Source organism: Stenotrophomonas sp. GW821-FHT02D01 (genome assembly GCF_059421765.1).
The window spans coordinates 50,471-72,084 of sequence record NZ_JBWKVP010000002.1; the positions used below are offsets into that span (position 1 = coordinate 50,471).

Consider the following 21,614-nt stretch of genomic DNA (forward strand, 5'->3'; position numbering starts at 1 on the left):
GATCGGCCTGTTCTGCATGCCGGCGCTGGTGCTGACGATTCCGATCAACCTGTTGCCCTACGCGCTGCTGCTGCTGGTCAGCACGGCGATGGTGCCCGGCCTGCTGTGGCAGGCTCGGCGTATGGACATGCAGCCGATCAAGGTCCTCAGCTGGCTGATGCTGGCGGTGCTGGCGATGGCCCTCGTGTCGGTCGTGCTGTTCGAACAGGGCCTGCGCGATGTCGACAATCGATCCCGCTTCCTGGTCATCCCGTGGATCGCACTGTGGGTGTGTGCGCTGCGCCCGGACATGCGCTGGCTGTGGCGCGGTGCATTGGCCGGGCTGGTGGGCACCTTCGTGCTTTCGGCGCTGCAGGTGGCCCAGGGCGCGCCACGCGCCGAACTGTTCACCAACGCGATCGTGCTCGCCGACATCGTGATGATGCTGATGGTGCTGCTGGTGTTCTGCCGGCCGTCGCGGCGCTGGTCGCTGGTAATCGTCGGCATGGCCGCCGGGTGCGGAACCATCATCCTGACCGGAAGCCGAGGCGTGTTCGCGGCTCTGCTGGCGCTGCTGGTGGTGCTGGCACTGAGCCTGCGCTGGCGCACCGGCGTGGCGCGTCTTTCAGTGCTTGCCGGCATGCTGGCCATCGGCGCGACCCTGCTGCTGTCGGTGCCCGAACTGCGCCACCAGGTGCGGTTGTCCGAACTGCACAGCGATGTGCAGCGCATGGAGCAGGGTGACAGTGACTCTTCGGCCGGGGCGCGCGTCGAGCGCCTGCAGGTGGCGTGGGAGACCTTCCTCGATCATCCGTTGACCGGGATAGGCATCGGCCACTTCGACACGGCCATGAAGCGGGTGCCGGTCTGCCGCGAGAACCCGCAGGAAATCCGCTGCCACCTGCGCCATGCGCACAACGATCTGGCCGAGTGGGGAGCTACCCAGGGCCTGCCGGGCGTGTTGCTGCTTCTGGCCGTGTATGGCGTGCCCCTCTGGGTATTCGTACGCCTGCACCGGCGCAGCGGGCACACCACCTTCCGCGGCCCCGCCGCCGCCGGCGTGATGGTGGTGGTGTCCTACATCCTGTGCGGGCTGACCCAGTCGATGTTCGCGCACCAGATGACCGCAAGCTTCTACGTCACCATCGTCGGCCTGCTGACCGGCCTGTCGATCGTGGAAGGTGCCCGGCACCGGGCAAAGATCGCGCCGTAGCGTCCAGCCCTGGCCGACTTCCCGTTCAGGGGTTGGGCGGGTCGGACACGGCCTGACCGTTGCCCAGCATCCACAGCATGATGGTCTTCTGCCGCACATAGTTGGCGCGCACATAGGCATACACCAGGCCATGCCAGCCGTCGCGGAAGCCGCCACGGAACAGGAAGCCGCGCCAGAACCGCCAGGCTGGCGCCAGTACCAGCTTGCCGAGGGTGGCCCGCTTGCCGCGCGCGAACTCGTGCTCGGCCATCATCCGTGCGTACTTCTCGGTCTTGGCCAGCTGCTGCTGCAGCGAGCGGTAGGGGAAGTGGATGAGGTCCCCGCGCAGGGTGCCGACGGTGCCATCGACGCTGGCCGCCTCATGGATCTCGCGCTTGCCGCGCCAGCCGCCCTGGCGGCGGTCGAACAGGCGCAGCACCCGGTCCGGATAGGCATTGCCGTGGCGCAGGAACCTGCCGAAGTACTCCGACAGGCGCGCGAAGCGGTAACCCGCATGACCTGCAAAGCCGCCGTCGCGGGCCTGCTCGATGGCCGTGCGCAGTTCCGGGCTGATGCGCTCGTCGGCGTCCAGGCACAGTACCCACTCGTGGGTAGCCTGCTCGACGCAGAACGCCTTCTGGCTGCGAAAGCCATCGAACGGACGCTGCAGCACGCGGGCGCCGGCAGCCTCGGCGATGGCCACCGTGGCGTCGGTGGACAGGGAGTCCACCACCACGATCTCATCGCAGAAGGCCAGCGAGGCCAGGCAGTCGCCGATGCGCCCGGCCTCGTTGAACGCGATAATGCAGGCCGAGATGCGAGGCCGTTCGATGGGAGCGGTCGTGGAGGACATGATGGCCGGGTACCTGTTGTTTGCGACGGAGCGCTATGCGCTGCCTATTCTCGCCCCGTTGGTGCAGGCCTTGCACGCTTCCGGCCAGGAAGTGGCGGCCTGGTTCGAAGATGGTGCGGCTGGCAGCCAGCTGCCCGGCGTGCCCAACATCGGCCTGAAGCAGGCCCTGGCGATGCGGCCGCGGGCGGTGTTCAGCGCGGCCAACTGGGTGCCGACCTTCCTGTCGGGGGCCAAGGTGCAGCTGTTCCATGGCTTCAACGTGGAAAAACGCGACAGTGCGCGTGGCCACTTCCGGGTGCGCGGCATGTTCGACCTGTACTGCACGCAGGGCCCTGCCACCACCGCGCCGTTCCGCGAGATCGCGGCAGTGCAGGGCCATTTCGCCGTGGCGGAAACCGGCTGGCCGAAGCTGGACCCGCTGTTCCGCGACGACGGCGGCGACAGTGCCGCGTTGCGCAGTGCAGCCGGTGGACGCCCGGTGATCCTGTTTGGATCTACCTTTACCGAGCGCTTGAGCGCCGCCCCGCACCTGCATGCGCAGATCGCGGCCGACATCGCCGCCGGGCAGCACTACTGGCTGCTGACCCTGCATCCGAAGTGCCCGCCGGAACTGTTCGAACGCTACCGCGCGCTGGCCGGCGCCAATGCGCGGTTCATCGAACCGGAGCAGGTGATGGCCGCCCAGCGCGCCGCCGACGTGCTGGTATCGGACACCTCATCGATCGTTTCCGAGTTCATCGTCCAGCACAAGCCGGTGGTGACCTTCCGCAACCGCGTGCCGAAGCCGCACATGATCGATTTCGACGATCCGCAGCAGTTGCCGGCAATGCTGGCGCACGCGCTGCATCCCGATGCTGCGTTGCAGGCGGAGATCGTGCGCTACGCCGATGCCATCCACCCCTACCGCGATGGCCTGTCCAGCGAGCGGGTGATCGCCGCCACCGAGGATTTCCTGTCCGGCGAGATGGGCACGCTGCGTCGCAAGCCGTTTGGTAGTTGGGTCCGGGACCTGCAGATCCGCAAGGACCTAGGCTACTGGGGGCCGTCGCAGCGTTGATGTGGGTAGTGCCGGGCGCTGGCCGGCAACCACCGGAATGCCTGCGTTTGCCGGCCAGCGGCCGCCACTACCGTAGAGCAGCGCGTGTAGTAGTAGATCCACGCCATGCGTGGATGGCGGTTCAACGATCGACCGCTTACCAGCGCAGCTTGCGCCGTGCCAGCGCCGTCGCCAGTTCTTCCATCAAGGCATGTGCGCGCGCCTGCGGCAGGTAGCGCAGTGCCAGTGCCACATCGCCATGCGCACCGGCGGTGTCCAGCTGCAGGCTGGCCGTACCCAGCAGCTTGTCCAGCGGCGAACGCTGCAGGCGCAGGCCCTGCACCTTGTCCAGCTCGGCCCAGCGCCACCAGCGCTTCCACCAGCCACCTCGCACCGCCACGAACTGGCCATCCAGGTGCCAGCCCATCCGTGCCATCTGCCGGTGCGCGATCAACAGGCTGACCGGCAGCCAGGCCAGCAGTACCAAGGCCGGCAGGCCCCAGCGCCAGTACAGCGCGGCGGTCAGCAACGGCACCGTCAGCAGGGTGGACAACGACAATCGCCACCAACCGCGTTGCGGTATCGGCTGCCACTGCTGTGGTGGCCATTGCAGCTGTGGCAGCAGATGGCGCACCAGGTCGTCGCAGGTGCCCGCGCCAGCCAGAGGAGCAAGTTCGCGCAGCGCGCGGTCGTCGTCGCGCGCGGGGCCACCGGCGGCGCTGTCGATACGCAGCTGGCGCAACCCGAACCAGCGCTGCAGGGTGCTCTCGCCCAGCGTCCATGCCTGGATGCGGCGGCGCGCGACGCTGCTGCGGGTGCGGCTGAGCAGGCCGGTGGAGACGGTCAGGCGCCGCTCGCGCTCACTGAGGGTGAAGCCGTGATAGCGCAGCAGCGTCAACACCACCGACAGCACCCGCAACAACAGCCAGCCCAGCAGCAACGCCGCCGCCAACAGCACCAGCCCACCGGTCACCCCGGCATGCAGATGGCTGGCGTAGCCGAAGGCCTCGCGCCCACCGCGCTGGATGGCATCGTCCATCGTCTGGCGCGGTACGGTCTGGAACAGGACGCCGAAGGCGGCGATCGCCAGCGCCCAGCCACGGTTGGACAGCAAGCCCATGCGCAGCACATCCCAGCTCGACAGGCGCAGCAGTACCTGCTCGTCGTCGGATGGCACGACATCGGCAGCCGGCGCGTCGCCCGGCGTTGGCTGGGGCGCCTGTCCACGCTGGCGCACCAGTTGTTCCAGGGCCAACGCCTGGTCCAGCCGCAGCACGCGCATCTCCGCTTCCGGACGCACCCCGCCGGCCGATTCCAGGCGCAGTTCGGCAACCCCGAACAACCGGTGCAACGGGTTCTGCCGCACTTCCACGTTGTGGATGCGGGCGAAGGGAATCTCGCGCCGGTTGCGCGCCAGCAGGCCGCTGCGCACGGTGATCGCATCGTTGCCGATGCGATAGCGGTAGCTGAGGTACTGCAGCACCGACACCAGCACCAGCGCGGCGATGGCGGTCAACGGGATCAACTGTGCCCACATCGGATCGCGGTCGCCGCGTTGGCCGAACACCAGCAACGCGACCAGTGGCAGGAAATAGTGGCGCAGCTGCATAAGCAGTACGAACAGCCACGACCACGGGTGCAGTCGATGCTCTTCGCCACCGCTGGGCAGCGACGGCGGCAGGGGCGGCGGCAGGCTCACAGGGCGTCGGCGTCCTGGTCGAGCTGATGGGCCAGGGTGTCACGCAGGCGCTCGGCATCGGCTTCGTCCAGGCCGCTGACGGTGACCGCACTCAGGCGGGTGCCGGCGGTGTGCACGATCAGCGTGGCCAGGCCTGCACGCCGCTCCAGAGGCCCGCGACGCAGGTCCAGGTGCTGCACGCGCGAAATGGGGATGCGGGTCTCCAGCTGCCACATCAGGTCGCGGCGCAGGCCCAGACCCTGCGCGTCCAGCCGCCAGCGGGTGCGGGTCATGCGGCGATGACCGATCCAGCCACCGAAGGCGAGGCCGACCAGCAGGCCCAGCATCGCCGCCCACAGACCACCCGGAAGATCGAAGAACCACCAGAGGGCGACCAGCGGTGCGCCGGGGATGAACAGACCGCCGAAGGCGCCCTCCAGTGCCGCCAGCCGGGCAGCGCGCCGCGGCAGGGGGTGCCAGTGGTCGAGGGGCATTTCGGTGGCAGCAACAGGCAAAGGAAGTTCGGTCACGCGGGCGTCCGTCGGGCAGCAGGGCGGGCAGGCGCGGTGATGGCCGCACCGCGCAGACGTTAGCAGGTCGCCCGCGTTACTGGGCGGCCTGGATCAGCGCGTCGACATCCAGCAGATGGCCGGCGCGGTCGGCCTTGGTGCGCAGGTAGTGCTCGTTCTCGGCGGTGATCTCGCCGGTGACCGGAATACAGTCCAGCACTTCGATGCCGGCATTGCGCAGGCGCTGTGCCTTGGTCGGGTTGTTGCTGAGCAGGGCAACACGGGATACACCCAGCCCGCGCAGCATCGCCACCGCGCTGCCATAGCGGCGCTCGTCGGCGCCGAAGCCCAGCTGCGCATCGGCCTCGATGGTATCCAGGCCGTCATGCTGGTAACCGTAGGCGCGCATCTTCGCGGCGATGCCGGTACCGCGGCCTTCCTGGTCCAGGTACAGCAGCACGCCGCCGCCCAGTTCCTTCAACTTGCGCAGGCCACGTCGCAACTGGTCGCCGCAATCGCACTTGAGCGAACCGAACAGGTCGCCGGTGAGGCAGGACGAATGCACGCGCACCGGCACCACTGCGGACAGGTCCGGTTCGCCGACGATGATCGCAACCTGGTCGCGCTGGGCGACGCCACCGCGGAACACCGCGAAGGTGGTCATGCCGACGTCGCGCAGCGGCACCGGCGAACGTGCCACCAGTTCGTAATCATGTGCGGCGTGCGCAGCGCCTTCGGCCAGATCGCACAGGGCAACCTCGGCCGCGCCATCGAACGTGGCGTCGTCTGGGTCCAAGCGTACGGCCACCATCGCCGGCAACAGCAGGCCCAGCCGGGCCAGTTCCACCGCGCCGGCATCGAACGCATCGCCTGCGCTCCAGGCTGCGGGCATCGGTCCGGGTTCGCGCAGGTAGCCCAACGAGGGCAGGGCATCGAACGCAACGCCAGCCAGTGGCAGGCGCGCGCCCTCGGGCGCCTCCACGCCGAGCACGCGGGCGCGGGTGGCGGTCAGATACAGGTAATGGCGCTCGCTCGCGGCGCTGGCGAAGGCGGCAAAGCTGCTGGCAGTGGCGCTGTCCAGCGCGATCACCGCCAGGCGCTGGCCCTGGCCATCGTGGAGCAGGACCGGGCGACCGGCGCGCAGTTCGGCGACTGCGCGCTCGCAGCGGATCGCTGCCGGGTCACCGAACAGGGAGGAAGCAGACATGGCAGGACCGGGGGAGGCGGACATCGGTGTCTCTATGGGGGCGCCAGCGTCGTATTCAACGTGCTGCGGCGGTGTGTCGCAGGCCGGTGCAGCGGCTCTCAGTGCGGATGTTCGTCGGTCGCGTACGGGTCTTCCTCGCCGCTGCCCGGTGGCCGCAGCGTATAGCGCTTGTAGGTCCACTGGTACTGCGCCGGGTCGCGGCGGGCGATGCGTTCGATGCCCGCGTTGAGCGCGGTGGCCGCCACGTGCGGGTCCGGATCGGCCACGGCCGGGTCGGTCGGCTCGATGTGCAGGGCAAATTCCATGTCCGGGCCGATGCGCTCGCACCAGCCATACAGCACGGTCGCGCCGGTGCGCTCGGCCAGGCGGTTGACAAGGGTCATGGTCAACGCCTGCACGCCGAAGAACGGCACGAACACCCCGTCGCCGGCCTTGGGCTGCTGGTCGGGCAGGATGCCGGTGGCACCGCCGTCCTTGAGCACCTTGAACAGCTGGCGCACGGCCGGGCCTTCGGCACGCACCTGCTGCACGTTGTCGCCGCCGCGCACGATCTGCAGGAAGGCATCGCTGGCCTCGTCCTCCGGCGGCTTGTAGACGATGGCGATCTGGCCGCGCGAGGCCAGCCACTGGTTCAGCAGCTCCCAGTTGCCGTAGTGCGGGGCCGCCACGATCACGCCCTTGCCGCTGGCCAGGGCCGCGTCGTACAGGGCCTGGCCGTGGCGCTCCTTCAGGTGCAGGCGCAGGTTGTCGGCGGGCTTCCGGCTCCACAGGCGCAGGGTCTCGATGGCCTGCAGGGCGGTGGAGCGCAGCAGTTCACGCTGCAGGCGGCCGCGCGCCGGCGCGTCCAGCTCGGGGTAGGCCAGTTCCAGGTTGCGGCGGGTGACGCGGCTCTCGCGGGCATCAAGGCGCACCCACGTCCAGGCCAGGGCGCGCGCGAACCCGCGCAGCAGTGGCCAGGGCAGGCGGGCGAACAGGGTGGTGGCGCGGTAGACCAGCCGGGCTTTGCGGTGTGGATTCATCGGCCCCAGTTTAGCCAAGGGCGCTGCTATCGTGGCCGGCCCTTGCCTGGAAGCCCGCCGATGCTCGTCCTGATTCAACGTGTCAGCCAGGCTGCCGTGCATGTGGAAGGTGAAGCGGTAGGGCAGATCGGCCCCGGCCTGCTGGCCCTGGTCGGCATGGAGCCGGGCGATACCGAGGCCCAGCTGCAACGGATGGCCGAACGCGTGCTCGGCTACCGTGTGTTTGCAGATGAGGCCGGCAAAATGAACCGCTCGCTGCGTGATACCGGCGGCGGCCTGCTGCTGGTCAGCCAGTTCACCTTGGCCGCGGACACCCGTTCCGGCATGCGGCCGAGCTTCACCAGCGCGGCACCGCCGCAGGAGGCTGAACGCGGGTTCAATCGATTTGTCGACATCTGTCGTGAAAATCACGCGCCGGGGGTGGAAACGGGCCGCTTCGGTGCCCATATGGTCGTCAGCCTGGTCAACGACGGTCCCGTGACCTTCCTCCTCAGGCCCTAGGCCACCGGGACCACCGCCCGGCAGGCCGGGCCCCGGGCTGGTATAATGCTACGTTCCCTATTTCCCCCTAGCCGGTGGCGCGAGCACTACATGGCCAACGAACGTCCTGCCCAATCCGAAATCAAGCAACTGATCAGCAAGGGCCTGGAACAGGGCTACCTGACCTATGCCGAAGTCAATGACCATCTGCCCGACGACATGGTCGACCCGGAACAGATCGAAGACATCATCGGCATGATCAACGGCATGGGCATTGATGTCCATGAAGTTGCTCCGGATGTGGAAACCCTGCTTCTCAATGACGGCAACACGGGCAACCGTGAGGTCGACGACACCGCAGCCGAAGAAGCTGCCGCCGCGCTGAGCGCGCTCGACACCGAAGGTGGCCGTACCACCGACCCGGTGCGCATGTACATGCGCGAAATGGGTACCGTCGAGCTGCTGACCCGCGAAGGCGAAATCGCCATTGCCAAGCGCATCGAAGAAGGCCTGTCCCAGGTCCAGGCCGCACTCGGCCAGTTCCCGGTGTCGGTCGAATCGCTGCTGACCGATTACGAAGCGCACAAGGAAGGCCGCAAGCGCCTTGCCGAAGTGATCGTCGGCTTCAATGACCTGTCCGAGGAAGTGCCGGCCCCGGCCGCTGTGGTGGCCGATGACGCGGACGACGCCGATGCCGACGCCGACGAGGAAGAGGACGATGTCGACGGCGGCGATGAAGAAGCCGCGCCGACCGGTCCGGATCCGGAGGAAGTGGCTGCGCGCATGCAGGCGCTGGGCGATGCCCTCAACGCCTTCAAGAAGGCTGCCGCCAAGGGCGACAAGAAGAACCTGCTGAAGCTCCGCGAGGAGATGTCGGCGGTGTTCGTCACCCTGAAGCTGCCGCTGCCGCTGACCGACGTGCTGACCAAGCAGCTGCGCGACACCATGGGCAGCGTCAAGGCCCACGAGCGCCGCGTGCTGAACCTGGCCACCGTCACTGCCCGCATGCCGCGCAAGGACTTCATCCGTTCCTGGGAAGGCAACCAGACCAACCTGGAATGGGTGGAAGACGCACTGAAGCGCAAGCAGAAGTGGTCTTCGGCGCTGCGTGAAGTGAAGGACCAGATCGTGTCCGAGCAGCAGGCCACCATCGACATCGAGAAGGTCACCCTGCTGGACCTGGACGAGCTGAAGGAACTCAGTCGTGCCATGGCCTATGGCGAAGCCAAGGCGCGCAAGGCCAAGAAGGAAATGGTCGAGGCCAACCTGCGCCTGGTGATCTCCATCGCCAAGAAGTACACCAACCGCGGCCTGCAGTTCCTCGATCTGATCCAGGAAGGCAACATCGGCCTGATGAAGGCCGTGGACAAGTTCGAGTACCGCCGCGGCTACAAGTTCTCCACGTATGCGACCTGGTGGATCCGCCAGGCCATCACCCGTTCGATCGCCGACCAGGCGCGCACCATCCGTATTCCGGTGCACATGATCGAAACGATCAACAAGTTGAACCGCATTTCCCGCCAGATGCTCCAGCAGTACGGCCGCGAGGCCACGCCGGAGGAGCTGGCCAAGGAAATGGACATGCCGGAAGACAAGATCCGCAAGGTGATGAAGATCGCCAAGGAGCCGATCTCGATGGAAACCCCGATCGGCGACGACGAGGATTCCCATCTGGGCGACTTCATCGAGGACACCAATGTGGAGTCCCCGATCGAGAACACCACCAACATCAACCTCTCTGAAACCGTGCGCGACGTGCTGGCCGGCCTCACCCCGAGGGAAGCCAAGGTGCTGCGCATGCGCTTCGGCATCGACATGAACACCGACCACACCCTTGAGGAAGTCGGCAAGCAGTTCGACGTGACCCGCGAGCGCATCCGCCAGATCGAAGCGAAGGCCCTGCGCAAGCTGCGTCACCCGAGCCGTTCGGAACAGCTGCGCAGCTTCCTGGATATCGATTGATCTCCAGCGAGTGCTGACGTGTTGAGAGAAACCCCGCTTCGGCGGGGTTTTTCTTTGGGGGATCCGGTGTGGAGTTGCGGCCATGCTCGGCTCCCGTTGGCGTTGACGCATCCGCCCTTTGACGTTCCGGGGCGACAAACGCACTCTGGCGTCGCAGGTGCTCAACACACCTCGTGGGCGGGCCGGATCACCGGCACCGAGGCGGACGCGCTGCGGGGACACGTGCAATGCGTGTATCTGCTGCATCAACCCTGTTGAGCATCTGGAGCTTGGCCATGAAGGCTGTTGAACACGATGTGCCTGTTGTTGCTGCCCTGGATTTCCCGCCGTTGATGACGTGGGAGGACGTCATGCAGGACGAGCTGGAGGATCGGCTGGGCTTCGCCCGACGGGCCACGCTGGCGCTGCTGACGCAATCGGGAGAACAGCTGGTTGCGGGGTTTGCCAGTGGCAACCCGAAGGGACTGGAGGGCGCAATGAAGGCGGTGGCGCTGTTCCAGGCGCATCTGCAGGAGATGGAGCGGTTGGCGGGGATGGCGGAGAGACGGTTGCAGCGTGTTGGCGAGGCGCTTGCTGCTGCCGGCTGAGTAGCCGATTCCGGCCGTGCTCCACTACACTGTGACGCTGCGCAGGGCCTATAGCTCAACGGTTAGAGCAGGGGACTCATAATCCCTTGGTTTCAGGTTCGAATCCTGATGGGCCCACCATCGAATCAGGCACTTAGGATCATCCCCAGTGCCTTCTTCGTCAAGCCAGCGCCGCCCGGTGACCGCTCGGTGACCGTTTACGCTCCGCTGCTGTCGCAGTTGGCCGCGGGTTGCCCTGCATCATCGGGCGTCCACTGAGGAGCGTTCCTGCGTGCGCGAATCCAACGCTGGATATCGCTCTGGTACCAGCGAGTGCCGCCACCGACCTTGTGCTTTGGTGGGAAGGTGCCCCTCTCCATCTCGCGGTAGATGTAGCTCTTCTTCATTCCGGTCTGGGCTTCAACCTGCTCGAGCTTTAGCAGGACTTCTGGGATGTTCTCAGCTGCGCCCATGGCCGACCTCCGTTGCTTCATTGGCGACCGCCGGCAGCAGCGCGGTCTGTGAATTCGAGCGTGCAGTGGTTACCAGGCTCGCGATCAGTGTCAGGTCCATGGTGGGGTCATTGAAGAGGGCGAGTCCGATCTGGGCCGTAAGCCGCTGGGTCGCTGTCGCCGCTACAGGCGCCGGCGTATCGATCGTGGCGAGGGCGTATGCGCGCCAGGCGTCGCACGCGGCCTGCAGCTGCGGCTCGCCGGCAAACGTGAAGGTCAGTGCGCGGCCGCCGCCGCTGGCGGGATGCGTGCTGGTCAGCGCAGTTTCGAGCGCTGCTGCAACCGCAATGGCCGCGCGCTGCTGATTGACCAGTGCTGACCGGTCACCGGCGGCGGCGATGTTGTGCTCGACGTTCAAGGCGATTTCTCCTTCGTGTGCTGTTCGATCGACTTGCGCAACTGGGCAATTTCACGGTTCCATTTGTCCCGCTCCTGCTTGCTCTCTCGCTTCAGTGCCCGCTCGAGCCGTTCAAGGGCAGGTAGGAACCAGCTGGGATTGAACGGCTGGACTTTGACGGGAATTGACTGCGGCGCTCGGGGCGGATTGCAATACGCCTCGGCCCAATCGAAAGGGTCATTGCAAACGACGCAGTGGGTTCGATCGGCTGACCATTTGTGGTCACGGCGGCTTGTGGAGCGCTCGCCCGGCAGCGGGTGAACGTACAGAGCACGGACCGGTCGACCGCGCTTTCGCGCGAGATGCCACTGCTGCTCATCGATCTGGATCCAGTAGGGCGTTCCTGTGCCCAGTTCCTCAAGCCTTACCGGACGTTGGTCGGCGAACAGTTGGTTGCGGAGGGCCAGGAACCATTCGGCAACGATTGCTGCAGCGATAGGATCGCCCACACGTGCCGCGTCGCGCATGGACCTCAGCGTGTCGCTCACGAGGGGGGCGCCCTTAATGGGGGGCGGATCGATGCTGGTGTTGGTGCTCAAGCTTCCTCCAGCAGCATTGACGGGTCGATCTTCCAGCCGGCCTCACGCGCTGCGCGCAGACGCAGTTCGTTGGCATCGAACTCGTCCAGTTGCAGGACTGAGATCGCACCTTCCACCTGGTGCGGCAGCAGCGGGCGCGTGGTTCGACCAAATGCGCGCCACACGCTGAACTCCTTACAGCCCCATGCAGGAGCAAGGCTGGCGAGTTGCTTGCCGTGCTCTCGGCAATGCCGGCGGATAATGTCGCGCGCCGACACGTGGGAAGGGGCACGGCCGCGTAGGGCTGCACGGATGGAAGCGGCGTTGCGGCCAGGGCTCATGGGAACAACTCCATTTGGGCCGGAAGGGGCGGCAGAGCCGGTTGCGGTCGCTGGGGCTTGGCGCGCTGGCGCGCGCGCTGAGCAGCACTGAATGCGAACCAGAAACCGTGGCCATGCCGGCGCGCGCGGCACTCGCTCAGGAACACCCGGGCGGTGTGGATCGCCTGTGTTGCGATAGGCAGTCGGTCAGTCACGGTGCGGCTCCGGCCACGGCAACAGCGGCTGGTCGGCGCGCACATAGAGGGGGTGCCTGGGCGCGCCATGCTTGGTGATGCCGAGGCACCACAACCGCGCGCCAGCGTCCGTCATGAGCCGCGCGACGATGGCGCCACGGCCGGACGCCATCGAATGGGCGCCCCAGGCGCACACCACATCGCCGTATTCGCGCGCGACCCGCCGCAGCCAGTCATCGTTGAGAGGTCCGATTGGATCTGCGTGCACCAGCAGCTGCGCCGGATCGGTCGAGCGGAGGGCGAAGAGGTTGGCGACGGTCAGGCCGTTGCAACCCCATGCCTTGGCGAACCCACGGCACCGGCGAATGGTCGGATCGTCCACCGAGGCATCGGCCGTGCTGGGGTTGAGCATCAAGAACAGGGCGGTGCCGCGCTCCGGTTGCAGCACTTCGCTGGGGCGGGAGAGCAGGTAGCGATAGTGGCCGCAGTCGCTGATGACAGCACTTTGCATTTCGGTGTCCTCTCGATGGGGGCTACTAGAATTGGCAGCCGCCGCTGAAATGACCTTGTTTCGCCGGCGAAGTACCGGCGCGGTGGGGAGCAGCTGGTCAGCCATGGACGTGCTCATGCAGCCACCGCCATGTCGGCCGGCACCCGGTCAAGATTGGCCTCGGCCAAGGCGCGCAGCGGCGGCGGGCTGACGCTGTTGCCCACCATGCGGACGGCGGCGCTGGTTGTGAGCGGCGTTCCGTTGGCCGTGCGATCGATGATGTACCCGGTTGGGAAACCCTGCGCGCGGTACAACTCGTGCGGCTTGAGCATGCGCAGGCCGATATCCACGATGACGTAGGGCGTGCCCTGGATGTGGACAGTGACCAGCGCCAGGCGATCCTTGGTGGTGACCGTGTCCAGAGAGTCGCGCAGATCCACGGCGATGCCGCTGCCGTAGTACTTCACCAAGAAGGCGGCGACGCGCAGGGCGCCGGCTTCCTGTTCGGGGCTCAGGGTGCATTCCACTTCGGCGAAGCGCGTTGCACCGGCGAGTACGGTCGGCAGAGGCACGCGCAGATCGTTCCCCACCACGTTCTGCGCCATCGCCGTCAGGTGTGCAGCGACCAGGCGCTGCTGGCTGCCGCTGGCGGTGATGGTGCTCACGGGGTCGCGCGCATCGTTGCCGTCGCCCTGATAGAAACCGCCGTTGGCCTGCTCAAGGAAGGCAGTTGCCACCGCATGGTGTTCGGCCTGCGCTGCAACTGTCGTGAGCGGCGTCCGTACATCGGCGCCGACCATGTTCCGCCGCAGGGTTACCAGCGAAGCGGAAGCAAGGCCCAAGGCGTGTGCTGCGCCGGCCGGTCGCGCTGCGCCTGCGCCGGAGGTGATTGTCGGAACCGGCTCGGTCGCGGGCGATCCGATGCTGTCGCCTCGGAACTTCACCAGGTGAGCGGCGGCGACGGCATGTTTGACGCCGCCGGCAACCCCCGTGCCCAGCGGCTGCTGCAGGTCCAAGGAGCGAGGGGCCTGGCCCTCGCGCTCGCCGTAGCCGGTCTGCACCAGCGTCGGTGCCACCACCGAGAAGTGTCCGCCCTTCACTTCGGCGCACATGGTGCGAAGCGGTTCGGTCGCGGCCATCGTGCGTTGCGTGCTGGCGTTGGCATGCTCAGTGAGGAACGGCGCCAGTTCCGGCGCGGCCAGCATCAACTCGCCGCGGTTGGCGGCAGTGATCGTGCGCATGGGCTCGCGCACGTCATGCACACGGTCGCCGCCCTGGTGCGTCACGGGGACAATGAACGGATCAGCCGACTTGATGACGTGGCGCATGACGCCCTTGGCGATGCGGCGCATGGTCGCGTCGGCCAGCGGCCGTGCACGGGTGAAGATGGACGGGCAGGGAATGGAGAAGTCCAGGCAGTCGGCAGCGGTGACGGTCGGCGTCTGGCCCGGATTGGGGCCGTGGCTGGCAGCGGGCCACACGATGGGCTCGCCGTCCCGGCGGCCGAGCAAGAACAGGCGCTCGCGGCTGGTGCCGGCGCCGTAGTCGCTGGCCACCAGCTTGCGCCACTCGACCACGTAGCCCAGCGCTCGCAGGGCGGCGACGAACTGGCGCCAAGTGCGTCCGGTGTGGCGCCTGTCAGGCACAAGTGCCTGGCGCTCGACGGGGACGCGCTCGCCCTTGTCGGCAATTCGATTGGTCATCACCGGCTTGCCCCTGCGGAATACGGGCTTCCCGGTGCCCTCATCGACGGCCTGGATCAGGTCCAGAGTGACGACGCGGCCGGTCTTGCTGCAGCGCTTGGCCACCAGTGGGCCCCACGTGAGGATCTGCCACACGTTCTCCATGGAGAAGATGCGCGGAGCGGTGTTGGTCCCGTTGAGCAGATCCGCGCGCTGCAGCATGCCGATCCACTTGAGCACGACCCACGACAGGGCGCGGGTCTTCCTGCTCCGCGGCTGACCGCCCTTGGCCTGGCTGAAGTGCGTGCAGTCCGGGGAGGCATGGAACCAACCGATGGGGCGCCCTGCCACGTCCACGCGCGGGTCGGCGTGCCAGATATCCTCGCGGTGGTGCTGGGTAAGCGGGTGGTTGGCAGCGTGCATGCCGATGGCCAACTCGTCATGGTTGTAGGCCAGTGCGGGATCGATGCCCAAGGACTGCTTGAGCCCTTCCGATGCACCGCCGCCGCCGGCGAACAGATCAACCACGATTTCGCCTGGGCGCAGGCGCGAGCGCTGCGGGGCTGGGAAGTTGAAGGAGCGGGAGCCGTCAGCCATCAGAATCTTCCTCGTCGTCGTCCTGGTCGCCTTCGTCGGCGTCCATGCAGGTGGAGCAGGTGTGTTCGCCTCGATGCCACTGGCCGCACTCGTTCCAGCAGAAGCCGTTACCGCAGGTCTTGCAGATACCCGCATCGCTCAGGTCGAGCGGGTCATCGCATACGCAGCACAGGCCGATAGGCATGCCTTTACCCATGGGGTGCGACCTCGTGGCCAGGGCAACCGCCGCCGGTGTAGTCGAAACCCTCGCAGGCCGGTCCGAGCGGGATGACCTTGTGGCCGGCGGCCAGGTGATCCATCAGTACGTCTTTAGCTTCGTCAGCGGTGAGCTTTCGACCCGTAGTGGAGTTGGTGAACATGTTGGCCAGCTCGCGCCGGGTCATGTTTTTGAGTGCGCCCCGCACATCCAAGTGGACATGGCCGATGAAGTTACCCATGGGTGCCCACCTCCGCGCGCTGTGCTATCACATTGCGCAGGACGATGGCGCGCTCGAAGTTCTGGTTGCTGATCGCCTGGGCGAGTTCCTGCTGCAGCCGCTTGTTGGACTGATAGGCCGAAACCACCTTGCGTGGCAAACCCGGGACGTAGGAAAAGAAATTGCCAGCGATCTCGTGCATGTGGTCACGTTGGCCAGGACCATAGACAAGCATCCACATGCCGTTGATGCCGCCGTAAACCCGTCCCCTGCGCACCCGGCCTTGCCTGTCGCGAATGCAACGCACGTCGCCATGCTGGAGGGCAACCCCGTCTGCATCCTTCCTGCACCAGCTCCGGAGCGCCTTTTCAGAAGGCCAGCCGTCGACGCCGCGGTCGAACCGGTGGGCTCCGCGCCTCTTTTCGTATTCGCTATCCCAGCGCTCGTTGAAGTAAGCCAGAGGGCATGGATTGGGACTGGTGATCGTGGGTGCCTGGAAGGAATAGCCATCGAACACGTTGACCAGGTAGTCGCGCAGCTTTCGACGGGTGTGTTCCATCTGCAGGCGCAGGAGATACGGCATGCGCTGCTCTTTGTCGAAGTCGTAGCGCCCGCCGTTGGGGCTGGAGACGTTGTGCAGCTCCTGCCAGACGATCAGCTCGATGTGTCTGCCGCCAATGCTCAGCTGCGCGTGCAAGTCGCCTTTCCGGCAGTAGCGGTCACGTCGCGCGAAGTTGATCCCATAGCGTTCGATCATTTCCGCGGGCACTTCGCATGCCCAGCCCATCCGATTCAACTGCTGCACGATCCGGGCGAACACGTCAGCCTTGAACTGGCGCTCCCAGGCGTTGCCGAACGTCAGGGGCATGCCAGGCTCTTCCCATACGTTGAGGCTCGCATCGCCGAAGCTGACGACTCCGGTACGAGAGGGCGCGCTCACGGGGCCACCTCCTTGCTCTCGTCCTTCCGGATCGCATCCAACTCGGCGCCAGCCGTTTCGGCCCAAGCGGCGCCGTGGGAGAGGTAGTGATTCAGCATGAACCGGATCACGGCTGCCTGTTCTTCCTCCGCCTTGCGCGGGATCGTGTCACCGCGCATACGCAGGACATTGGCCCACGGGCTGCACCAGAAGTTGGGGCGGCCAAGAATGTCGCGCACCTCCGGCGTGTCCGGGATCACGGCGGGCCCCAGGTCCACGGCCTGCGCGGGCTTGTACTCCTCCGCCGCCTCAATGGCGTTCTGCCAGGGACAGTTGGTGCTGCTGTGTTCGCCGATAGCTACGCCAGTGATGGCTGCTATGTGGCCGGCCAGATCGTCGGCTACTTCGTGGTAGCGGTCGCGCTGGTCGATGGCCTCGCCTAGCGCGCGATCCAAGCCGTCCAGATAGACCTGGGCGGGCTGCTGCGCGGGCGGCGCTGCATAGACCTCGCCGGCGCCGTCTTCATCGGTGATTGCCCGATTGGACACCATCAGTACGTCACCGACCTGCAGTTCGCCGATGCCGTTTTCCAGAAGCCAGTTGATGCTCAGGCCGTACTCTGGATGGTTGAAGATCTCGGCCACGGCCTCCACCGTGATCGGCTCCTGGCCCTCCGGCTTGGGGGCGCCATGGGCAGCGGTCTGGATCGCGGCAATAACCCACTCGTGCGGCTGCCAGTTGTTGGCCTCTTCACGGGTCTGCGGCAGGTAGGCGTGCTCGCTGCTGTGGGCGAATGCCGACTCACGCGCCAGCTTGATGGCCCACGCATCCCCCTGACCACTCGGGGAGGGCTGGGCGGAGAGGGCGCACATCCATGCGTCCCAACAGCAAGCAGTGCTGAGATCGTCGTAGTGATCCTTCATGCCGCTAGCGGAACACTTCGTGGTGTCCAGACCCCGCTCATCTGCAAACGCCTCAAACCGCTCGCGCTCCGAGGTGCCCAACTGCACGCATCCGCCGTGCTTCGCGGTCGCCAGGGTGGCGGGGGTCTTGTCGGTGGTCACAGGCGCACCTCCGTCGTACCCATCAGCACCACTTCACGGACTGCGCTGTCGCTCAAGCTGCGGGCGCCATCGGCCAAGTCTTTGAACACCTGTCGCAGGTGGTGCTGCGCACTGATCGGCATCGTGGTCAACACTGGACCGCAGCGGCGCCGAGATTCCGCCTGGCACTGGCTCAGCAGGTCGGCCAGTGCCGGCGCGCGCGAAGCGTTGGCCTCGCCGTTCAGTGCTACGTCCAGCTGTTGCACCAGGTAGTTGTGCGCGTCCTGCTCCAACGAGAGCATGGCGTCTTGGCTGATCAGCGGCGCTGCAGCGGCTAGGCCGGCGCGGAGGGCATCGGCGTAACCGTTCTGGGTGCCGTGGGTGGCGTAGGCGGCGCGGAACGCTTCGATCGCGCTGTCCGGAATTGGCGCACCAGTGGGTGCAAGGTTGGTGCTGGGCTGAGGCTGTTTCATCGGGAGATCTCAGGCTGCGGTGGTGGCCGGCTTCTCGGCCATGGCTGCCAGGCGTTCAAGGCGCTCGGCTTCGGTGATGTAGTAGTCGTGCCGGTCCTGTCGGACCTGTGCAGAGAAGAACGGGTCGGTCAGCGCATGCTCGGCGGCTGCACGGTTCGCTTTGGCCAACCGGGCTGGGTCGTGGTCGAAGATGTCGAGCTGGTTCCTGTGGTCCACGTGCACCGACCTCTGCGTCAGCCGCGACTCATCGGTGGCCAGAGCGCTGGCATGCGCTTCTGCCAAGCGGCGTAGTTGATGCGGTGTCCGGCCTTGATCGCGCGCTGCTGCACCTCTCCGAAGTGCACGCGCAGTGCGTGGAAGCGGTCAGGGTGCAGAGCCAGCGCCACCCTGTAGCGCTGCAGGCGCTGCTCAGGGGTGGGCTGGATGGTGCTGGCGATCACAGCGTCGATGCCGCCTCCCAGGAAGCGTAGGCCGGCCATCACCGCACCATCCTGTGCTGACCAGGGGCGATGCGCTCACGGCGCTCTGCAGCTTCACGCTGCGCCTGGGCGGTAGCCTGGTGCACGCGGTACGGGTGCAGACTTGGCCTCTTGGCGCGATCCAGCGCCGCGCGCTGATCCGGCGTCAGGGTCGGTGGTGGCATCTTGATGGCTGGGGCCTTCATGACTGGCCTCCGGCGCAGAGCGTGGATATGCGCATCGCGGTGCGCAACTGGTCTCTGGCTTCGCTGATGGCACGAGCGGCGCTGCAGCGGCCGGAGATGAAGTCTTGTCGGGCCAATGCCGCAGCGAAGCCTGCATCGGCAGGGCCATAGCCCAGCCGCACGGCCACGCGGTGCACGGCATCGACTACCGCTGCAGCTCGCAAGCGCGTCAGCGGTACGTGGAGTGCGCTCATGCCACACCGCCTTGGCTGATGGTGTAGCCACGGCCGCGAGTAGCGTTGATGCGATATCCGTGCTGCAGCAGCTTCTGACGCAGACGGCAGATGGTCACCTCCACCGTGTTCGACTTCCGGCCGTTGGAGCCATACAACTGGTCTTCCAGCGTCGCGCGGCTTATCGGCGTGTCGCCAGCGTCGATGATCAGCTGTAGCACCTTCGATTCGGTGGGGCTGAGCGGCATGCGGAGGCCGCCAACCATCGCGGCGCGCGGCTCGGTGCGGAGGCCGGTGATCACGGGATCACCTCCACGAAAGCCAGGTCATGCATGACGCACTGCGCCCGGGCCAGCACCGGTGAGGCGCTCGGCTCTTTGCCGTCTGCGGTCGACAGGGGGACAACCGCATTGGCCCGGACGCATGCCGCCGGGGAGACTTGATAGGACCCGTTCAGTACGGCGTCGGCCGCGTCGAGGGCCATCTGCCAGTGCGCAGGCTGGAAATTCTGGGTGAGGGCCTTGGTGATGCCGGGGGCGCAGTCGGGCACACGCTCTGCGTTGCGGAAGGCGTTGAGGCTGGTGCTGGCGATGGTGGCGCGCAGGCCCCAATCGTCGGCGGCTGCCAGCTCGTAGACGGCAAGGGCTGCGCAGATACGCGGGCTGGTGATTACCAGCCCATCCGGGGTGTCTACGTTGGTCGCTGCCGGATTATCGGCCGGGTTGGCCCAGGCGACCACGCCCAGGAGGATGAAGCACGCCAGTGCGGCCAGGCCGACGCGTGCGGTGCGCTTTGTGCTGAGGGTCAGGGGCATTGCATTTCTCCGTGGGCGGCAGAAGCCGGCTGCGCGACTATAAAAGCACGCTTATACGGGCAATGCAAGCACGCTTATTCAGCGTGCTTCTACGCTAGGCCTGAATCGGAGCAGGGGAAAAGGAATGGACTGGCGTAAAGCCTTGTTGCTCGTGGCATGTAGCGGAGTTGGGACTGCGAACGCAGATGCGCCGCCTCTGGTTGTTGTAAAGCGGGAGCCGATCCAGACAGATGCGGGCTCACCTAGAGCTGAAGTGCCTATCGGCACTCCATTCGAGTTCATGGGGATCATGGTTGGCGCGCCGCTGGGCCCCGAATGCCCGCAAGAGCAGATTCCGTATGCCGGATCCGTCTACAAGCTGGAAGCTGCAAAGACAGCGTGCTGGGCTGCGTTAGGAATGGGACCGGGTGCACGCACCGATACGCGCAACAACGACAACCTGACCGTAGTGCCGCTCAGCAACAAAAGGCCGACTGGCACAGGATCGGTCAGCGCCGTAGTGGTCAATGGGGTAGTCGAAGGTCTATCAGTATCGACAGATGGCTTTGTGCATGCCCAGGAACTGTTCGAACAGCTAAAGCAGAAGTTGGGCACACCCAGTAAGCAGGACACGGTGAAAGTCATTTCCGGTGTCGGTGCGAGCTTCACGAGTCCCCGTGCGGTCTGGGAACTGCCTGGTGCGTACGTTCAGTTCAATGGGATCGTTGGGGCAGTCAATACGGGCATCATCCTGGTGTACACCGATGCCGAAAAGGCCAGGGAACAAGCGCGCCAGCAGCAGCGCGCTAAATCCTTCTAGCGTCAGACTTCCTGAGCGCTTCGCAACAGCGCAAGTCCTAGAATCTTGCCGCCTACATGAAGCTGATCCGCTTCCTGTGGCGGCACGACTTCGCTCAGGTACTTCCGATTGGTGCTGATGACGTGCAGACCGTCGCGCAATAGCTGTAGGCGCTTCACGTAGGTCAGCCCATGAAGGTTGATCAGGTACAGCCCGTCGCCGTCGAAGTAGTCCTTGGCGACGTCCACGAACACCACATCGCCGTTCTTGATGTCTGGATACATCGAATCACCGCGCACAGTGACCAGTCGCACGCGATCGCCCTCGGGCACAAAGCCCAGTTGCTGGCGGACCTGCCACTCTGCGATGTCGAGCTCCCGGACCACGTCCGGGTAATCCTGATTCATTGCGCCAAAGCCCCCTGATGCTTCGCCTTCCATTACTCGGAGGCGAACATAGCCAGCAGGCGTCTCACTGGTTGATATCGCAGAGCTATGAGACTCGTCCCAGCGCTCAGGCAACTCACCGGTGATCAGCCATTCAACGCGGAAAGGCCGGTACACGCGAGCAAGCTTCACCGCTGTCTCGCCGCTCAGCGACTTCGTTTTCCCGTCTTCAAGTTGATACAGAGCCGACGGAGTAATGCCGGCGCGACGCGCCGCGTCTGCGGGTTCAGTGATGCCGCACTCTGATCGTGCGCGCTTCAGGCGGGAGGCAAGGGCAGTAGTCATGTTAGCGAGCTTATTAGTCCGTTAAGTAAGCGTGCTTGCACAGCACATGAAAGCGTGCTTATATAGGGCAATGAACATGCCCCGGATAACCAAGGAAGAAGCCATTGCCGCCTTTGACGGCAATGCCGCCGCGCTTGCGCGCGCTCTCGGAATCACCCCGTCGGCTGTCTATCAATGGCCGGATGGTCAGATCGATGACCTGTGGGCGCTGAAGCTGCGGTTCGTGCTGATGCCTGCCCATTTCCAGGCACTCGAACGCCCACCCGAGGCCGACCCCGACGCCGACCGGATCGTTCCGGTAGATGCGGCCTGACCGTACATCCGCTCTCCATCAGCACCGCCTTTCGCCATAAGCCAATCCCTTGAATGTCGG

30 protein-coding genes and 1 tRNA gene are annotated in these 21,614 nt (G+C 65.9%); 8 read left to right on the forward strand and 23 right to left on the reverse strand.

What is annotated here, in order from left to right; translation table 11 throughout:
• Positions 1-16: 16 nt before the first annotated feature.
• The gene (locus tag AC07UW_RS04965; RefSeq protein ID WP_495211746.1) at positions 17-1,192 is read left to right on the forward strand and encodes an O-antigen ligase family protein; all 1,176 of its coding nucleotides are present in this window, start codon (positions 17-19) and stop codon (positions 1,190-1,192) included.
• 25 nt (positions 1,193-1,217) lie between these two features.
• Here AC07UW_RS04965 and AC07UW_RS04970 read toward each other — a convergent pair whose 3' ends face one another.
• Positions 1,218-2,024, reverse strand: coding sequence for a glycosyltransferase family 2 protein (locus tag AC07UW_RS04970; RefSeq protein WP_312110434.1), 807 nt, complete (start codon positions 2,022-2,024; stop codon positions 1,218-1,220).
• On the opposite strand from AC07UW_RS04970, the gene AC07UW_RS04975 reads away from it, so the two are divergent.
• On the forward strand, positions 2,023-3,081 hold the full coding sequence (locus AC07UW_RS04975) for a CDP-glycerol glycerophosphotransferase family protein (RefSeq protein ID WP_336032837.1): 1,059 nt from the start codon (positions 2,023-2,025) through the stop codon (positions 3,079-3,081). The genes AC07UW_RS04970 and AC07UW_RS04975 overlap by 2 nt on opposite strands.
• Positions 3,082-3,217: 136 nt before the next feature.
• Here AC07UW_RS04975 and AC07UW_RS04980 read toward each other — a convergent pair whose 3' ends face one another.
• The 4 genes from AC07UW_RS04980 to AC07UW_RS04995 all read right to left on the reverse strand — a co-directional run bounded on the left by AC07UW_RS04980 (position 3,218) and on the right by AC07UW_RS04995 (position 7,473).
• The gene (locus tag AC07UW_RS04980) at positions 3,218-4,759 is read right to left on the reverse strand and encodes a PH domain-containing protein (RefSeq protein WP_495211549.1); all 1,542 of its coding nucleotides are present in this window, start codon (positions 4,757-4,759) and stop codon (positions 3,218-3,220) included.
• Complete coding sequence (locus AC07UW_RS04985) at positions 4,756-5,232, reverse strand: PH domain-containing protein (protein ID WP_394123373.1); 477 nt, start codon at positions 5,230-5,232, stop codon at positions 4,756-4,758. Before AC07UW_RS04985 ends, AC07UW_RS04980 begins: the two co-directional genes overlap by 4 nt.
• Before the next feature lie 112 nt (positions 5,233-5,344).
• Complete coding sequence (ribA, locus tag AC07UW_RS04990; RefSeq protein WP_495211550.1) at positions 5,345-6,478, reverse strand: GTP cyclohydrolase II RibA; 1,134 nt, start codon at positions 6,476-6,478, stop codon at positions 5,345-5,347.
• Positions 6,479-6,552: 74 nt separating this feature from the next.
• The gene (locus AC07UW_RS04995; protein ID WP_363734065.1) at positions 6,553-7,473 is read right to left on the reverse strand and encodes a lauroyl acyltransferase; all 921 of its coding nucleotides are present in this window, start codon (positions 7,471-7,473) and stop codon (positions 6,553-6,555) included.
• 60 nt (positions 7,474-7,533) lie between these two features.
• Here AC07UW_RS04995 and dtd point away from each other — a divergent pair, with 60 nt between their 5' ends.
• From dtd to AC07UW_RS05015, 4 genes are all read left to right on the forward strand, one after another.
• Entirely contained in the window at positions 7,534-7,974 is a 441-nt protein-coding gene (dtd, locus tag AC07UW_RS05000; protein ID WP_312705771.1) for a D-aminoacyl-tRNA deacylase, read from the forward strand.
• Positions 7,975-8,064: 90 nt separating this feature from the next.
• Complete coding sequence (gene rpoD / locus AC07UW_RS05005) at positions 8,065-9,915, forward strand: RNA polymerase sigma factor RpoD (protein ID WP_495211551.1); 1,851 nt, start codon at positions 8,065-8,067, stop codon at positions 9,913-9,915.
• A 275-nt stretch (positions 9,916-10,190) separates the two neighbouring features.
• Positions 10,191-10,502, forward strand: coding sequence for a hypothetical protein (locus tag AC07UW_RS05010; RefSeq protein WP_495211552.1), 312 nt, complete (start codon positions 10,191-10,193; stop codon positions 10,500-10,502).
• A 44-nt stretch (positions 10,503-10,546) separates the two neighbouring features.
• A tRNA-Ile gene (locus tag AC07UW_RS05015) sits at positions 10,547-10,622 on the forward strand.
• Between the two features lie 77 nt (positions 10,623-10,699).
• On the opposite strand, the gene AC07UW_RS05020 is transcribed toward AC07UW_RS05015, so the two are convergent.
• The 17 genes from AC07UW_RS05020 to AC07UW_RS05100 all read right to left on the reverse strand — a co-directional run bounded on the left by AC07UW_RS05020 (position 10,700) and on the right by AC07UW_RS05100 (position 19,732).
• Positions 10,700-10,954 carry an AlpA family phage regulatory protein gene (locus AC07UW_RS05020; RefSeq protein ID WP_197556649.1) on the reverse strand — a complete coding sequence of 85 codons (255 nt, stop codon included), beginning with the start codon at positions 10,952-10,954 and terminating at the stop codon, positions 10,700-10,702.
• On the reverse strand, positions 10,941-11,351 hold the full coding sequence (locus AC07UW_RS05025; RefSeq protein ID WP_197556650.1) for a hypothetical protein: 411 nt from the start codon (positions 11,349-11,351) through the stop codon (positions 10,941-10,943). The genes AC07UW_RS05020 and AC07UW_RS05025 overlap by 14 nt, the downstream gene beginning before the upstream one ends.
• A complete protein-coding gene (locus tag AC07UW_RS05030) occupies positions 11,348-11,929 on the reverse strand; it encodes a hypothetical protein (RefSeq protein WP_197556651.1) in 582 nt (193 codons plus the stop codon). Before AC07UW_RS05030 ends, AC07UW_RS05025 begins: the two co-directional genes overlap by 4 nt.
• Positions 11,926-12,249, reverse strand: coding sequence for a hypothetical protein (locus tag AC07UW_RS05035; protein WP_197556716.1), 324 nt, complete (start codon positions 12,247-12,249; stop codon positions 11,926-11,928). The genes AC07UW_RS05030 and AC07UW_RS05035 overlap by 4 nt, the downstream gene beginning before the upstream one ends.
• 186 nt (positions 12,250-12,435) lie before the next feature.
• A complete protein-coding gene (locus AC07UW_RS05040) occupies positions 12,436-13,038 on the reverse strand; it encodes a DUF1643 domain-containing protein (RefSeq protein WP_495211553.1) in 603 nt (200 codons plus the stop codon).
• A gap of 8 nt (positions 13,039-13,046) precedes the next feature.
• Positions 13,047-15,191 carry a DNA cytosine methyltransferase gene (locus AC07UW_RS05045; protein ID WP_197556704.1) on the reverse strand — a complete coding sequence of 715 codons (2,145 nt, stop codon included), beginning with the start codon at positions 15,189-15,191 and terminating at the stop codon, positions 13,047-13,049.
• On the reverse strand, positions 15,184-15,375 hold the full coding sequence (locus AC07UW_RS05050; RefSeq protein WP_197556717.1) for a hypothetical protein: 192 nt from the start codon (positions 15,373-15,375) through the stop codon (positions 15,184-15,186). The genes AC07UW_RS05045 and AC07UW_RS05050 overlap by 8 nt, the downstream gene beginning before the upstream one ends.
• 4 nt (positions 15,376-15,379) lie before the next feature.
• Positions 15,380-15,628 carry a hypothetical protein gene (locus tag AC07UW_RS05055; protein WP_197556652.1) on the reverse strand — a complete coding sequence of 83 codons (249 nt, stop codon included), beginning with the start codon at positions 15,626-15,628 and terminating at the stop codon, positions 15,380-15,382.
• Positions 15,621-16,547, reverse strand: coding sequence for a UvrB/UvrC motif-containing protein (locus AC07UW_RS05060; protein WP_495211554.1), 927 nt, complete (start codon positions 16,545-16,547; stop codon positions 15,621-15,623). Before AC07UW_RS05060 ends, AC07UW_RS05055 begins: the two co-directional genes overlap by 8 nt.
• The gene (locus AC07UW_RS05065) at positions 16,544-17,590 is read right to left on the reverse strand and encodes a hypothetical protein (protein ID WP_495211555.1); all 1,047 of its coding nucleotides are present in this window, start codon (positions 17,588-17,590) and stop codon (positions 16,544-16,546) included. The genes AC07UW_RS05060 and AC07UW_RS05065 overlap by 4 nt, the downstream gene beginning before the upstream one ends.
• Positions 17,587-18,042: a hypothetical protein gene (locus AC07UW_RS05070; RefSeq protein ID WP_197556655.1), complete on the reverse strand. Its 456-nt coding sequence runs from the start codon at positions 18,040-18,042 to the stop codon at positions 17,587-17,589. Before AC07UW_RS05070 ends, AC07UW_RS05065 begins: the two co-directional genes overlap by 4 nt.
• A 9-nt stretch (positions 18,043-18,051) precedes the next feature.
• On the reverse strand, positions 18,052-18,258 hold the full coding sequence (locus tag AC07UW_RS05075; protein ID WP_100553720.1) for a hypothetical protein: 207 nt from the start codon (positions 18,256-18,258) through the stop codon (positions 18,052-18,054).
• 17 nt (positions 18,259-18,275) lie between these two features.
• The gene (locus tag AC07UW_RS05080) at positions 18,276-18,521 is read right to left on the reverse strand and encodes a hypothetical protein (RefSeq protein ID WP_049404845.1); all 246 of its coding nucleotides are present in this window, start codon (positions 18,519-18,521) and stop codon (positions 18,276-18,278) included.
• Positions 18,521-18,706 (reverse strand): hypothetical protein, encoded by a 186-nt coding sequence (locus AC07UW_RS05085; RefSeq protein WP_495211556.1) that lies wholly within the window; start codon positions 18,704-18,706, stop codon positions 18,521-18,523. The genes AC07UW_RS05080 and AC07UW_RS05085 overlap by 1 nt, the downstream gene beginning before the upstream one ends.
• Positions 18,703-18,939: a hypothetical protein gene (locus AC07UW_RS05090; protein WP_495211557.1), complete on the reverse strand. Its 237-nt coding sequence runs from the start codon at positions 18,937-18,939 to the stop codon at positions 18,703-18,705. The genes AC07UW_RS05085 and AC07UW_RS05090 overlap by 4 nt, the downstream gene beginning before the upstream one ends.
• Positions 18,936-19,220 carry a winged helix-turn-helix domain-containing protein gene (locus tag AC07UW_RS05095; RefSeq protein WP_197556657.1) on the reverse strand — a complete coding sequence of 95 codons (285 nt, stop codon included), beginning with the start codon at positions 19,218-19,220 and terminating at the stop codon, positions 18,936-18,938. The genes AC07UW_RS05090 and AC07UW_RS05095 overlap by 4 nt, the downstream gene beginning before the upstream one ends.
• Positions 19,217-19,732, reverse strand: a complete 516-nt coding sequence (locus tag AC07UW_RS05100; protein ID WP_495211558.1) for a PH domain-containing protein — start codon at positions 19,730-19,732, stop codon at positions 19,217-19,219. Before AC07UW_RS05100 ends, AC07UW_RS05095 begins: the two co-directional genes overlap by 4 nt.
• Positions 19,733-19,985: 253 nt before the next feature.
• Here AC07UW_RS05100 and AC07UW_RS05105 point away from each other — a divergent pair, with 253 nt between their 5' ends.
• Positions 19,986-20,531, forward strand: coding sequence for a hypothetical protein (locus AC07UW_RS05105; protein ID WP_495211559.1), 546 nt, complete (start codon positions 19,986-19,988; stop codon positions 20,529-20,531).
• A gap of 2 nt (positions 20,532-20,533) precedes the next feature.
• On the opposite strand, the gene AC07UW_RS05110 is transcribed toward AC07UW_RS05105, so the two are convergent.
• Complete coding sequence (locus tag AC07UW_RS05110) at positions 20,534-21,241, reverse strand: S24 family peptidase (RefSeq protein ID WP_197556659.1); 708 nt, start codon at positions 21,239-21,241, stop codon at positions 20,534-20,536.
• Positions 21,242-21,317: 76 nt separating this feature from the next.
• On the opposite strand from AC07UW_RS05110, the gene AC07UW_RS05115 reads away from it, so the two are divergent.
• Positions 21,318-21,554, forward strand: coding sequence for a Cro/CI family transcriptional regulator (locus AC07UW_RS05115; protein ID WP_152905141.1), 237 nt, complete (start codon positions 21,318-21,320; stop codon positions 21,552-21,554).
• Positions 21,555-21,614 lie beyond the last annotated feature (60 nt).